Origin of the sequence: Aestuariispira insulae, from assembly GCF_003385955.1 — a bacterium.
Taxonomy (GTDB): Bacteria; Pseudomonadota; Alphaproteobacteria; order UBA8366; family Aestuariispiraceae; genus Aestuariispira; species Aestuariispira insulae.
Genome location: NZ_QRDW01000004.1, coordinates 21,231 through 35,104 on the forward strand (window position 1 = coordinate 21,231; position 13,874 = coordinate 35,104).

Sequence of the window (13,874 nt, forward strand, 5' to 3'; positions counted from 1 at the left end):
CTTGTTTGAAGTCAGTCTCCGGCTGAGGCCACGGTCGGTGCGGGGCCCGCTGGTTCGGTCAGTTCCGCGATCAGGTCGCGTTTGGATATTTTGCCAATGGGTGTCTTTGGTAGCTCATCGCGAAATTCGATCCGGCGCGGTATCTTGTAAGGGGCCAGGCGCTCTTTGAGATATTGCCGCAAGGCACCAGCGGTTAGTTCTTTACCCGCCTTGAGCTGGATGAAGGCCATGACGGTTTCACCACGATGTTCGTCCGGCAGCCCGATGACTGCGGCTTCGGCGACGGCGGGATGCTGGTAAATCTCTTCTTCCACCATGCGCGGATAGACATTGAAACCGCCGCTGAGGATCATCTCTTTGATCCGGTCGACAATGAACAGATAGCCATCTTCATCCAAATAACCGAGATCGCCGGTTCGAAGCGCTGTATCATAAAATACATCAGATCCCTCATCGGAATTCGAGGTGTAACCTGACATCACCTGCGGGCCGGACACACAGATCTCGCCGATTTCGCCGGCCGGCATCTGAACCCCGTTCCCGTCTATGGATCTGATGCTGATGATGGTGCGTGGCAGTGGCAGGCCAACGGATCCCGGTTTCCCGCCACCCGTCAGCGGGTTGACGGTGCAAACCGGGCTGGTCTCTGAAAGCCCATAACCTTCAAAAATCGGGCAATCCGCGAGTATCTCAAAATGGTCTTGCACGGCGCGCGGCAATGGCGCACCACCGGATATGCACAAAGTCAGACTGGAAAGGTCGTGCTGTTCCGGGTTCATGGCCCCATTGATGGCGGAATACATGGTTGGCACGCCGATAAAGATGGTTGGTTTCAGCTTGGTTAGTGTCTCCATGACCTTGGAAAGCTGGAAATTGGGTAGCAGGATTAGCTCCGCCCCGAGATAGATTCCCAAATTCATCACGGCCGTCATGCCAAAGGCATGGAACAGCGGCAGGATGCCAAGAACCTTTTCATGCCCCTTTTCCGCGTTCCGGGCCAGTTGGGTCAACTGGATGACATTGGCATAAAGATTCGCATGGCTGAGTTTGGCCCCTTTGGGACGACCGGTTGTGCCGCCGGTATATTGCAGGACGGCAATATCATTGATCGGATCGAGAATGGGCGGATCAATCAGACCGTCATTATTGACCAGGGCGGCAAAAGGAACATGGCGATCATCTTCCGGGATCTTCGCCACCTCTTTTGACTTCATCAGATCAAACAGGATTTTGTCGGTCAGTTTCAAAAGCCCGCTCACCCGGCAGACGATTAGTTTGCGCAATCCCATGGGCAACGTATCTTTGCCTTTTTCCGGCGCGATTTTTTCATACATACCCTTCATATCCAGCGTCACCATCAATCTGGCACCGGAATCCCGGACCTGATGGGAGATTTCGTGACGGGAATAGAGTGGGTTGATCTGCACCACCGTGCCACCGGCTTTCAGGATGCCGTAAAAACAGATGACAGCATAAGGGCAGTTGGGCAGCATCATGGCAACAACCGAGCCCTTGGTAACCCCAAGCTGCTGAAAACCCCTGGCCGCTTTATCCACCAATTTGCCGATTTCCCTGTAGCGCAGACGCTTGCCGCGGAAATGGGTGCACGGCTTATCCGAATATTTGGTGACGGCCTCATCAAGCAGATCCGTCAATGGTGCGATGGGGATGGTGCTGTCCCAATTTGTACCGTCGGGATAGGATTTCTCCCAGGGATATTTTTCCGTTTCCGTCTGTATTTCCGGCGGCTCACCTGGACTACGCAGCATTTGAAAGCGCTTTAGGCCAGTTTTTAGAACCTTGAGCGGATGCTGAAAGACTGCATCCAGGGAAAATACCGGTGTGCCGACTTTGTGAGGCTGGGACAGGTTTTTTTGTTCTGCGACATGGCCGAGGGCCACGGATAATTCCAATGATAGTTTGTCCACATAATCCGCAATAATGTCCTGGCAACCGCCAAGATCCTCATTCAGAATTCCATGCCGGTTGGCGGGAAGAATGTTCAGCTTTTTGTTTGCAGAAGCTATTTTCTCGTGAAGGATGGTCGCGCTGACAGGATCGATCACAGGGTCATCCTTTCCCTGCAAGATCAGGGCCGGGCAGGTGACAATATCCAAATGGTCACGCATATCGTTGACCAGTAACCTGAGCTCTTGCAGGCCGGCAAGCGGGATATTCCGGTAGTTGATGTCCGGATGCTCCGATTCATTCACCCGGAATGTCATGATCCCTTCCGCCGGAGTGACCATCTCCGTCAGTTTGTTCAAGCTGTTGATCAAAGGAACAAAAACGAGGTTTTTATTCCGGAATTTCACCGGGGCGGACACGCTGACCACCGCAGCCAGCCGTTTCGGTTTCTCAGCGGCCAGCCGCAGGCACAGCGCGCCGCCGGTTGAAAACCCGATCAGACAGACCTCGTCCGCCAACATTGACATGATTTCATAGCCGCGGCGCACGGAGCCCAGCCATTCCTGCCAACTGCGATCCTTTAGATCCCAGGGGGATGTACCATGCCCGCGCAAGCGCGCCCCCAGCACGGGATAGCCCATAGCCCAGAGTTTTTCTCCAAAAGATCGCATTTCCGCAGGCGATGCCAGAAAGCCATGAACCAGCACAATGCCCAGGCGCGCCTGCTGTTTTCTGGCCCTGCCTTCCGGCATCAGCAGAAAGGGCGCACCGGATTTTGTCGCGGTTTCCTGCTTGTTGATTTCCTCATGGCGGCTTCTGGAATAGGTTTCCCGGCACCAGTGGAAGGCTTTTACCTCGTCATCAAACAGGTTATGGGCAAATGTTGGATGTTCGGCGGGATATTCATTTTCCATGGCCTGTTCAACGGCAAGACAAGCCGATTTCACCGGACGAGCCTCGTTGGCATAGACGATGATCGGGTTTTCCAGCCTGGTTTCATGGAAAGTATGTTCCTGGCGCAGTTTGGGCAGGAACCGATACCGGTTGGCGGTGGCCTCGATCAGGCCGGAGGAAACGGCCCGGCCAATGAATTGGCTGAAGCCCCGGCAGCTGCCTTGGTGGATACCGTCATAGGCCTCAGGATTGGAAATGGATCGATGATGATGGATGTCCGGCTGGGCCTGGGCATTTTTGATCACGCTATAGAGCAGGCGGTGAAAACGGTCATGCTCAATTTCTTCGATATTGCGATCCAATAGGTTCAGGATCAACAAGGAAGCAAGATGACTGAGATTAATTGAGACCAGCGCGTACATGGAATGCATGCATTTATCCCGCAGACGTGTGGTCTTCCGGGCCAGAGCGGTGCCGATCATCCGATCCACCAGGCGGTCTGAACCGGTTTGTAGGGAAAAAAGCTGCTCCAGGCTTTCAGTACGCTCAAACATCTGCTTTAGCAGGATGTTTTCAAGCGGGTTCCAGGATAATTCCGGCACGCGCGGTTTGCCGATACGGATATCCATATCCGTTTCCTTCAACAGGATATTGCCCTCGATCAGCAATTCCTCCCGGGCCTGACTGCCCAGTTCGCCACCGAACAGCTCCATGCCTTTGCGCAGGATATTGTCATCGCTGCGGATCGGATAGAAGGTGATATTGCTGGGCACCACCTGGGTCGGTTTTTGGGCGGCGGCAATCATCATCTCCAGATCGCCGAAACCAAGCGCGTTGACCCAGCGGTACAGCCGGTCCTCTTCACCGGCTTTATGGACCGACAGGATGCGGCGCTTGAACATTTCAAGCGTGATCGCGATGGCGGCGGCACCCTTGTGATGCTTTCTGTGGGTTTTGTCGGATGGTGAAAAAATGCTGTATTTGCCATCCTGATCAACCACGCGGCGGTCCTTGATCATGCCACCTTCGGGAAAAACAATGATCTTGCGACCGCGCAGGATTTCAGCAGCCAGGAACGGCAAAAGGCCCGGATGATTGTTGGGGACAGCCCCCACATTCCAGAGGAATTTCGAAAACGTCTCGCTGCCGGCAAACAGTTCATGGGTTGCGATCGAGCGGCAATAGGCGCCGGTCTGTTTATGGATCAGATATTGCGGGATGATGGTTTCGAAACGGGCAAAATGGTTGAACAGGAATATCTGCCCGGAATCCAGGTAGTTTTCAGGATCATGCACCTTGATGTTGATGCCCAGCCGGTCATGCAGGAAGGAAAACGCGCCCACGCATCGCTGGTAGGTGGTTTCATTAATCTGATGATGACCCATACTCCCTGACGTCATGATGGTCCTCTGTGGTGGGCACGGAACGGGAGAACTGTCTCAAGAGTACATTATGTTAATGATATAGCGTTAATTTTCTCTTGCCACCGATAGTTTGTCGCAGGCCGGACAGCGCCCATTCCGGCGCTGTTGGTTTGGCAATGATTATGGGACCGGATCAGCGGCCCAACAGCCCCTTAGGGTCAAAATGGGCTTTCAACGCGGTTTGTGCCGCCAGGGTGGCAGCGGGCAAATATTTTTCGCAATAATGCCGGTTGATTGGGCCAACGCCATGTTCTGCGCTAAAGGACCCGTTCAGGCCTTCCATGACGATCTTGTAGATATCGGTGCGAATCTCTTCCGCGATCTCGGGGCAATAGGGCTGGGCGCCATGGGGCCAGATCAGGTTGAAATGTTCGCCGCCATCACCGCGATGGCCAAAATCATAGATCTTGAGATAGGGATATTTTTCAGCCAGCAGGGCTTTTGCCCGTCGGCGGAATTCCCCCAGCGAGGATCGGGGGCAGGAAATGTCATGGGCGATGATCCTGCCTTCCTGGGCGACAGCTTCGGAAATGGAATGGCGCAGCCCCCAAATCTCTTCCGGCCGGTTGAATACCGCATTGGCGACCGCGCCGGAACCATCGTCGGCATAGAGCGCCATGATCTGTTCGGCGAGAAAATCCTCCAGGCTGCTGCCCAGGCTTTCGCTGTCAGCGGCGGAAAATTCCACCAGAAGACAATCATCGGGGGGATTATCGAACTGGGCAAACGGGTTGGGCAGGGCTGGGCGGTGTTTCAACACCACCTCAACAGTAGCACGCGACAGACTCTCAAAGGCGGTCAGCCAAGGGCCTGCATGATGTTCCAGATGCAGCAGAATTTCATCCATGGCCGCTTCATCACGCGGTACGACCAGTGCAACCGCGCGGTCTTTCGGGCTGGGATGCAGTTCCAGGATCGCCCGCGTGACGATGCCATATTGGCCGCCGGTGCCGGTGAAAAGCTGTTTGAGATCCAGGCCCAGATTGTTTTTCCGCAAGGCCTTCAGGTCATCGATCACGGTACCCTCGGCATCGGGCAGTACCACTTCCACACCCAAAAGATTGCGTCGGACATCGCCATATCGGATCAGCCTGGATCCGCCGGTATTGGTGGCGATCATCCCGCCAACGGTCGGGTCGGCCCCAAGATCAATGGGAAAGAATAAGCCGTGACTGGCCAGGGCCTGGTTCAATTGGGAGAGGGAGACACCCGCACCGACCAGAACGGACCGGTTGATGGGATCAATCTCGATCGGTGCTTTTAGCCGTTCCAGGCTCAAGACCAGCATCTGGCCACCTTCATCAGGAGTGGATGCACCTGTTAGTCCGGTATTCGCCCCCTGCGGGACAACCGGCACATCATGGGCAAAACAGGCACGCAGAACGGCTGATACTTCTTCCGTGCTGGCGGGGCGGGCAACGGCGAGCGCACGGCCATGGCCATAGCGCGCGCCTTTTTCGTAGCCGCTTAAATCCTGATCATGCCGCATCAGGTTTTTAGCGCCGATGGCGGCTTCCAGCCGATCTAAGAATTCCGTCCGTTCTGCATGCATGCTTTTTGTCTTTCCCGGATTACTCGGCGGCGGCGGCCGTCATTTTAAAAATGCCCTGGGCATTGGAGCTGTCAAAGCGAAGATCCATTTTATCGGGCGTATTCAGAGATTTATGTCGGGTGATAAATTCAACAAATGAACCCGGAACCTGATAGGGAGTAAGGGTGCCGTCCTCTCCGATCATATAACGGCGGACCATCGTGGCCTTATAGGCCGTCTGCAAGACGGTCTTATCCTTGGAAACCTCGACTTTGTCTTTGATCGGCTGGCCCTTGGCACGAAGCTGATCGGCCAATCCTTCAACATCGGCGACCCGGTCGGTCAGATGATTGAAGAAAGTGCCTTCGGTGGCGATCCAGGCCATTTCATCGGATTCCGTTTTTAGGATCTCATAATCCCGACGGGTCGGAACGGAGTGCTGTCGATCAAAGGCGCGGGCTAGATCCGCCAGCAGGGACGGAGCTTCATCGGTAGGGAGCGCGCCGGTGTCGGCTAACAACGACAATGCCGCTTTGGACCGATCGGACAAAGGATCCCGGCTGGTTTTGATGACCCGTTCCGCCGCAGCACGGAAATCATCGGAAAACTGACTGGTGTCCAATTCGCTGACAAAGAACTGCGCGATATCTTCCGGAAGGTCTGCATGGCAATAGGCATGACCCATCATCTTAAGGCGCGCCAGCGGATATTCCTCAACCCGTTCAAAACCCAGTGGTTCCAGGATGCGGGCGATGCTGGCCCGGCCTTCGGGCAGCGCACCGCAATCGACACCGCATACCGTGCGAACAGCGCCATGGTCAAAAACAATCTTCTCACCACCTGCCAACTTGTCTGATACATAACGGCGGCCCTCCGGCACATTATCCACCAGTTTGCGGAACAGGATCATGGTCATGGCTTGAGCCACAACAGCCCGGGATGCGATTCGAGTTTCTGCTCCCTGCTGCAGGAGGGCAGGCGTGATCTCGATGGTGTGGAATAACTCTTCGGTCTGGGCTTCGCCCACCGTTTCGCTCAGCAGTTTCCACAGCAGACTCTTATGTTCGGTTGTCATGATCCTAGGATTCCATTTGTTGGCTGATTGATCTGGCCGATCAATAGGCCTCTCAAGAGGAAAAGCCAAACAATGATTAGCTGGATATTCACGATGAAACAGAATGAATTATTGCTGTATATAGGGCTTTTTGTGCTGTTTAAATAATGAAAAGGAATGATTATCGGTCAAATTTGGTGGCAAGAATAATCGACGAGGTGGTTTCCGTGATGCCGGGGATGTCCCGGATTTTGTCCAATGCCACATCCATCAGATCCATGCGTGATTCCTCGACTATCGCGATCAAGTCATATTTGCCGCTGATGGAATAGAGGCCGGTCACGGCGGGAATGCGTTCCAAAGCGGTTTCAATCCGCCCGCCGGGATTGGCGCCGGTCACGATCATCACATGGGCGCGGATGCGCGATGCTTCATAGCCCTTATCCAGTTTCAAGGTAAAACCGTGGATAATGCCCCTGTGGCGCAGACGGTCGATTCGGTTCTGTACGGTGGCGCGGGAAACCCCCAGTTTCCGCGCAAGAGAGGCATTGGGTTCCCGCGCGTCCGCATTCAACATCTGCAATAACTGCTGATCCAGGTTGTCCAGATTAGGAAATTGACCGTCATCGCTCATTGGCTTCAGGCTCCGTCAGACTGATTTATGACGAATTGATAAGTCATTTTGTCGATATGTTCAAAAAAAATTACCATATTGGCATAATGCTCTCTTCGATCTGACAGGTTTCGGACGCATGCTGGTGATAGAACAAAACATCAGTTTCCATGGGAGATGGACATGAAAGAAATTCTGCTGATCGGTAGCGGTAAAATTGGTGAGGTTATTGCGGATCTGCTCTGCAATACCGGTGATTATGCGGTGACCATCGCAGACCAGTCCGAGAGCCAGCTTAACCGGATTGAAAAGCACAAGAACCTGTCCACCCTGGTGTTGGATGCCAGCAGCAAGGATGAGTTGGTCAAGGCAATGGCAGGTAAATTCGCGGTTCTGTCTGCGGCCCCCTTCTTCCTGACCAAGACCATTGCCGGAGCGGCGAAAGACGCTGGTATTCATTATTTTGACCTGACCGAGGATGTGGCCTCCACCGATGTGGTGAAGGAATTGGCAAAAGACGCTAACAGCACCTTTATCCCGCAATGCGGTCTGGCGCCGGGCTTTATTTCCATTGTCGCCTATGACCTGGCGAAAAAGTTCGATGAGCTGGATACTGTCCGCATGCGTGTTGGCGCGTTGCCGAAATATCCGTCCAACCGCCTGAACTATAACCTGACCTGGTCCACCGAAGGCGTGATCAACGAATATTGCAATCCCTGCGACGCCATTGTTGAGGGTGAGTTGCAGAAGGTTCCGGCGCTTGAGGAATTGGAAGAGTTTTCCCTGGACGGCATCCGCTATGAAGCCTTCAACACATCGGGCGGCCTGGGCACGCTGTGCGAAACGCTCAAGGACAAGGTGAAATATTTGAACTACCGCTCGGTCCGTTATCCGGGCCACCGGGATGTGATGAAGCTGTTGATCGAGGATCTGAAGCTGAACGAGCGTCGTGGGATGCTCAAAGACATCTTCGAATATGCCCTGCCGGTCACCATGCAGGATGTTGTCCTGATCTTTGTTACTGTTTCGGGTAAGAAAAACGGCATGCTGGTTCAGGAAACCTATGCCAACAAGGTCTATTCCCGCGCCATAAACGGCCGCCATCGCAGTGCGATCCAGATCACGACCGCATCGGGTATCTGCGCGGTTGTCGATATGCTTGCCAAGGGCGATCTGCCGCAAAAAGGCTTTGTCAAACAGGAAGATATCAGCCTGGATACCTTCCTGGCTAACCGGTTCGGCAAAAATTATGCAAAAGCCGAGGAACAGGTTGTGCTGGCCGCTGCTGCGGAATAATCACCTCTGACAGGGCCGGGCAGGGATCCTTCCTGTCCGGCCTGTTTTTTTTCGAGGCAGGCAACGTTATGGAATGATGATACGCGAAAGCATCATTTGACCCGATCCCGCTTCGATTGGACATATGGTCCAAGATTTTTCAGGCCGTGGGGTGCAACCCGCCGCCATAGCTGACAAGATACAAGGCGCAGATATCCTTGAAATGATGCGCGCTTGAAATGGAGAGCCGGAAATGAATTATGCAGAAATCCTGACCCGTCTTGGCATCGGAGAGGCCGACCTGGCTGGCGGCAGCCTTGCTGTCCGGACCCCGATCGACGGTTCCGAAATTGCCAAAGTGCCTGAACTGGCGCCGGAGAAAATGGCCGATGTGATCGCCACGTCCAAAGCGGCCTTTAAAAAATGGCGCATGGTCCCGGCACCGCGCCGGGGCGAGCTGGTCCGCCTGCTGGGGGAAGAGCTGCGCGCCGCCAAGGATGACCTGGGTCAGCTGGTAACCCTGGAAGCGGGCAAGATCTTCCAGGAAGGCCTTGGCGAAGTTCAGGAGATGATCGACATTTGCGATTTTGCGGTTGGCCTTTCCCGTCAGCTTTATGGCCTGACCATCGCGTCTGAGCGTCCGGGCCACCGGATGCAGGAAACCTGGCATCCGATCGGACCGGTTGGGATCATTTCCGCTTTCAACTTCCCGGTTGCCGTTTGGTCCTGGAATGCGGCTCTGGCGCTGGTTTGCGGCAACCCGGTGATCTGGAAGCCGTCCGAGAAAACCCCGTTGACCGCTCTGGCCTGCCAGAAAATCCTGGAAAAAGCCATCGCCCGCTTTGGCGATGATGCGCCGGCCGGCCTCAGCCAGGTCGTGATTGGCGGCGCAGCTCTCGGCGAAGCTCTGGTCACCAGTGAGGATGTGCCGGTGATTTCCGCGACCGGCTCCACCCGCATGGGTCGGATTGTCGGTCCGAAAGTCGCCGAACGCTTCGGCCGTTCCATCCTGGAACTGGGCGGCAACAATGCCATGATCGTCAGCCCGACGGCGGATCTGGAAATGGCCGTGCGCGCAATCGTTTTCTCTGCGGTCGGCACCGCGGGCCAGCGCTGCACCACGCTGCGCCGTCTCTTTGTCCATGACAGCGTCTATGATCAACTGATCCCGCGCCTGGTGAAGGCCTATGCCGGCGTTCCGGCGGGCAACCCGCTGGAACAGGGTGTCCTGATGGGGCCGCTGATCGATTCCGATAGCTTTGACCGCATGCAGGGTTCCCTGGCTGCTGCTAAGGAAACCGGCGCTACCGTCCATGGCGGCGCGCGCCAGTTGGAAGACAAATTCCCGAACGGCTATTATGTCACCCCGGCCATCGTCGAGATGAAATCCCAGGAACAGGTGATGAAGGACGAAACCTTCGCGCCGATCCTCTATGTGATGCGCTACAGCGATTTGGATGATGCGATCGATATGCAGAATGATGTGCCGCAGGGCCTGTCATCCTGCATCTTCTCTACCGATGTGCGTGAAACCGAAGCCTTCCTGTCCGATGCCGGCAGTGATTGCGGCATCGCCAATGTGAATATCGGCCCCAGCGGTGCCGAGATTGGCGGCGCGTTTGGCGGCGAAAAAGAGACCGGCGGCGGTCGTGAATCCGGTTCTGACGCCTGGAAGGCCTATATGCGCCGTGCGACCAACACCATCAACTATTCCCGTGAACTGCCGCTTGCGCAGGGGATTAAGTTCGATATCGATTGATCGAGACCAAAAACATCCCGGCTATCGTCAAGTTGCCATCGATGGCCGGGAGGTTCAGGGAAGGGCGGGTGAATTCACCCGCCCTTACTTTTTTGAACGCATCGTCAGAGGCTTTCCATCAGCTTTTCTCCGATGACGGCGATGGCGTTATTGCGCAGCTCGAAAGAGGCGCTGGTATCCGTTATATAAACAGCGGCAATAACCGGTTTCCGCTTCGGCGGGCGCAAAACAGCAATGATAGAGCGTGACCCGTGGCCGCCGGCGCCAGAGCGGTCCCCAATCAGCCAGTCTTTCGGCAGGCTGGAACGGAATAATGGCCCGCTGACCTGGTTGCCTTCCAGCCAGCGGTTCAGCTGCGCGCGCGAGGCCGGGCTTAACCGATCTCCCAATGCGAGGGCCATTAGGCTGTTGGCTGCGGCCTCGGGGCTGGTGGTGTCTCGCGGGTCACCGGGGGCGGCTTCATTTAATTCGGGTTCCCAGCGGTCCAGCCGGGTGGTGTGATCGCCGATTTCCTGCATGAAACCGTTAAAGCCTTCCGGGCCGCCCAATTGATCCAGCACCAGGTTGGCAGCCGTATTGTCGCTCATATGCATGGCAGCCTGGCAGATGGAGGAAAGTGGCATTGGCGCAACGCCGGCAAAGCCTTCAGTCACCGGGGAATAGGTGACCAGATCTGCTTTTCCGAAACTGATCTCCGTATCCAATATATCCTCGCCTCGATCAGTTTTGGCCAGTATGCCGGCGCAGGCAAAAGCCTTGAAAGTGCTGTTAAGCGGGAACCGTTCCCGGGCCCGGTGCTGCCAGACCCGGTTTGTTTCCGTATCGAGTATATAAGCCCCAAGCCTGGCCTTCAGGCGGTTTTCGATATCGGGCAGGGCAAGCGTGAGCGGATCGCTTGCCGCCGGGGAGGTGGCGTTAGCGAATTTTCCGGTAACGGTTGCAAAAATGGCGGTCGATAACGCGGCCTTGGCAAAGGCGCGTCTGCTGACGTCTTTCACGGATCTTCTCCAGCTCGGATGATGGTTTGTTATTGGCAGGTGCCGGCAGGATTGTGTCGGCCGCTTATAGGATAAGCCCCATTATGGCTTTTCTATGTCGGGTTCATGTCATTCCAGGACTGATCCTTGGAAAAAGAGGGGGGAGCACGGAGGGGGCGGTTGAACCGGCTCCGCTATTGTAATTCTGGTTGTACCGCCGATTGCCGCATCCTAAATTCGACCAATAATTCGAGTGAAGGGGAGTTTCGGGGGATGGTCACAAGACTGTTTGGAATGGTTGTTGCGAGCGCTGTTTTGGCTGCTTGCGGCGGCGTTGAGTCCAATCCAGATGCGACAATAGTGACAACGCACACAGTTTCCAGCGATGTTGGACAGGCTGCCACACCTGACGCCAACCGAGACTTGTCTGCGGAAACGGATCTGCCAAACGCATTCATCGGGCAGTTTGTCGATGTTATCTTCGGCTATATGCACCGGCTACACGAAGCAGAGGAATTATACCGGCATCTGCCGCTGGCCCTGATATATATGGAACGGGTCGAAACGGATTATCTGCAGGAAGTCGATAGGCCCGCTGTTCTGGAAAAAATCAAACAGCAGCTTGCAAGCGATTATCCTGGGAAAACCGAAAAGATAGATCCGAAGGACTTCGCTCATTCAATTATGGACGGCGTTAGTGAGGCCCTGATCGATAGCGAGTATTTTGATTATCGGGGAAAGGAATTTCCATCGGCTATAGGATCCGCCGGAAGTGTCGGGCTGGTGTTGATGGCTGGCAATAAGGGGATTCGCGTTCTCGAAGCTATGGATCAGGGGACTGCGAAACAGGCGGGCATCAGCAAGGGCGACCTGATTCTCGCTGTGGATGATTTTCAGCTCAATGACGCGTCTCTCAATGACGCGGTCGAGGCGCTTCGAGGGCCTGTTGGCAGCAAACTCCGGCTGGAAGTACAAAAAACGGGGAAAGGGAAAACGGAAACGGTTGAACTGACCCGCATCCCCAGGAAAAACTTGTCCAGCACCAGTTTTAGAATGGTTGAGGGAATTCCTGTTCTGAAACTAGGATCGATTCAGGAGCAGACCCTGTCTCATGTCAAAGAAAAGCTTTATGGTTCCAACCATCACGGCAAACCAATTATCATTGATTTAAGAGTTTGTGGCGGGGGCCTGCTGGAGGGTTCCATAAATATTGCGGATCTCTTTCTTCCAAAAGGGACATTTATTGCCGGTTTGCGCGGCCGCCCCGGAGATCGGAATAACAACAGGGTTTTCCAAGCGTCCGCCGGATACAAGACTGAAAATAGGCTGATAATTCTTACCGGGCCAATGACAGCTTCGGGCGCTGAAATCATTGCGCGCAGCCTGAAACATGGTCGTGATGCAGTCGTCATTGGCAAAAACAGTTACGGGCGCGGGTCGGTTCAGACACTGCTGCCGATCACCCGGGATTTTATGATAAAACTGACGACCGCGCTTCTTTATGATGCCAAGGGGATCAGCCTGTCTGAACCTTTGGTTCCGGATATCCTGATCACAGAACCGGCAACAGATGAATGGGACCCTGTAATGCAAAAAGCGCTTTTGGTCGCAAAAGAAACCGAGGCTGGACAATTCTGATGCCGGGGTGGGAATACTGGTAAACGGGGCCGCTATGGATTGATAATCCTACTGTGATGCTCCCCAGTCACAAATAATGTGCTTGAATTCACTTTGATCACGAAAGGTTTGGTTACCGTGGGATCTAAGGAACGAACAGAGCGCCTGCAACAGGTTTATGGCGCATCAGACCAGGGCAGCCTCGAGAAAGCCTATGATGAATGGGCCGAGCATTATGATGAGGATCTGACCGCCTTTGGCTACAAAAACCCGGCCGTGGCGGCGGGGCTGATTGGGCGGCACGTGGCTAAGGAGGCGTCAATTCTGGATGCCGGCTGCGGCACGGGGATGCTGGGCGAGGTGCTTGGTTGGCTGGGCTATGACAACCTTCACGGTATTGACCTCTCTGATGGCATGTTAGCGCAGGCACGTACCAAGGGGGCCTATCAAGAGCTTCGCAAAATGGCCCTGGGCGGAAAACTGGATTTCCCGGAAAATCATTTTGGCGCCGTCATCTCGTTTGGTGTGCTGACGGCCGGTCATGCGCCGCCGGAATCGCTTGATGAAATGATCCGGATCACACGGCCCGGCGGTCACCTGATCTTTTCACTCAGCAACCTGGTTTATGAACCGCTTAAGTTTAAAGACAAGCTTGAGGGACTTGGGATAGAGGGGCTTTGGCACGAGTTGGAGAGGACATCTTTCTTTCCCGTCATGCCGGGTTCAGGCGCCGAAAACCACGTGGAAAGCGCTGTGTTTGTTTTTCAAAAGTTAGCAAGGTAACTCATTGAAAACGAATATAAAATTAATAGAAACTAAACT

9 protein-coding genes are annotated in these 13,874 nt (G+C 54.7%); 4 read left to right on the forward strand and 5 right to left on the reverse strand.

The features are described 5' to 3' along the window. Positions 1-11: 11 nt before the first annotated feature. The 4 genes from DFP90_RS11045 to DFP90_RS11060 all read right to left on the reverse strand — a co-directional run bounded on the left by DFP90_RS11045 (position 12) and on the right by DFP90_RS11060 (position 7,445). The gene (locus DFP90_RS11045) at positions 12-4,202 is read right to left on the reverse strand and encodes an alpha/beta fold hydrolase (protein WP_115936554.1); all 4,191 of its coding nucleotides are present in this window, start codon (positions 4,200-4,202) and stop codon (positions 12-14) included. 157 nt (positions 4,203-4,359) lie between these two features. Next, positions 4,360-5,778, reverse strand: coding sequence for an FAD-binding oxidoreductase (locus DFP90_RS11050; RefSeq protein WP_115936555.1), 1,419 nt, complete (start codon positions 5,776-5,778; stop codon positions 4,360-4,362). A 19-nt stretch (positions 5,779-5,797) separates the two neighbouring features. Further along, positions 5,798-6,832, reverse strand: a complete 1,035-nt coding sequence (locus tag DFP90_RS11055) for a 2-oxoadipate dioxygenase/decarboxylase family protein (protein WP_115936556.1) — start codon at positions 6,830-6,832, stop codon at positions 5,798-5,800. A gap of 160 nt (positions 6,833-6,992) precedes the next feature. Beyond that, positions 6,993-7,445 carry an Lrp/AsnC family transcriptional regulator gene (locus DFP90_RS11060; protein WP_115936557.1) on the reverse strand — a complete coding sequence of 151 codons (453 nt, stop codon included), beginning with the start codon at positions 7,443-7,445 and terminating at the stop codon, positions 6,993-6,995. A gap of 162 nt (positions 7,446-7,607) precedes the next feature. Between DFP90_RS11060 and DFP90_RS11065 the strand changes: the two genes are divergently transcribed. Both DFP90_RS11065 and amaB read left to right on the forward strand, forming a co-directional pair. After that, entirely contained in the window at positions 7,608-8,720 is a 1,113-nt protein-coding gene (locus DFP90_RS11065) for a saccharopine dehydrogenase family protein (protein ID WP_115936558.1), read from the forward strand. A gap of 232 nt (positions 8,721-8,952) precedes the next feature. Further along, positions 8,953-10,458: an L-piperidine-6-carboxylate dehydrogenase gene (gene amaB / locus DFP90_RS11070; protein ID WP_115936559.1), complete on the forward strand. Its 1,506-nt coding sequence runs from the start codon at positions 8,953-8,955 to the stop codon at positions 10,456-10,458. A 104-nt stretch (positions 10,459-10,562) separates the two neighbouring features. Here the strand turns inward: amaB and bla are convergent, their stop codons facing one another. Further along, the gene (gene bla, locus DFP90_RS11075) at positions 10,563-11,456 is read right to left on the reverse strand and encodes a class A beta-lactamase (RefSeq protein WP_218044651.1); all 894 of its coding nucleotides are present in this window, start codon (positions 11,454-11,456) and stop codon (positions 10,563-10,565) included. 252 nt (positions 11,457-11,708) lie between these two features. Here bla and DFP90_RS11080 point away from each other — a divergent pair, with 252 nt between their 5' ends. After that, positions 11,709-13,073, forward strand: coding sequence for a S41 family peptidase (locus DFP90_RS11080; RefSeq protein ID WP_115936560.1), 1,365 nt, complete (start codon positions 11,709-11,711; stop codon positions 13,071-13,073). 117 nt (positions 13,074-13,190) lie between these two features. Further along, positions 13,191-13,835 (forward strand): class I SAM-dependent DNA methyltransferase, encoded by a 645-nt coding sequence (locus tag DFP90_RS11085; RefSeq protein WP_181905305.1) that lies wholly within the window; start codon positions 13,191-13,193, stop codon positions 13,833-13,835. Positions 13,836-13,874: the final 39 nt, after the last annotated feature.

What these genes read in the sequence shown, in the direction of transcription:
- DFP90_RS11050 (WP_115936555.1), bottom strand. Translation starts at nt 5,778, where the DNA reads ATGCATGCAGAACGGACGGAATTCTTAGATCGGCTGGAAGCCGCCATC.
- amaB (WP_115936559.1), top strand. Translation starts at nt 8,953, where the DNA reads ATGAATTATGCAGAAATCCTGACCCGTCTTGGCATCGGAGAGGCCGAC.
- DFP90_RS11045 (WP_115936554.1), bottom strand. Translation starts at nt 4,202, where the DNA reads ATGACGTCAGGGAGTATGGGTCATCATCAGATTAATGAAACCACCTAC.
- DFP90_RS11080 (WP_115936560.1), top strand. Translation starts at nt 11,709, where the DNA reads ATGGTCACAAGACTGTTTGGAATGGTTGTTGCGAGCGCTGTTTTGGCT.
- DFP90_RS11055 (WP_115936556.1), bottom strand. Translation starts at nt 6,832, where the DNA reads ATGACAACCGAACATAAGAGTCTGCTGTGGAAACTGCTGAGCGAAACG.
- DFP90_RS11060 (WP_115936557.1), bottom strand. Translation starts at nt 7,445, where the DNA reads ATGAGCGATGACGGTCAATTTCCTAATCTGGACAACCTGGATCAGCAG.
- DFP90_RS11065 (WP_115936558.1), top strand. Translation starts at nt 7,608, where the DNA reads ATGAAAGAAATTCTGCTGATCGGTAGCGGTAAAATTGGTGAGGTTATT.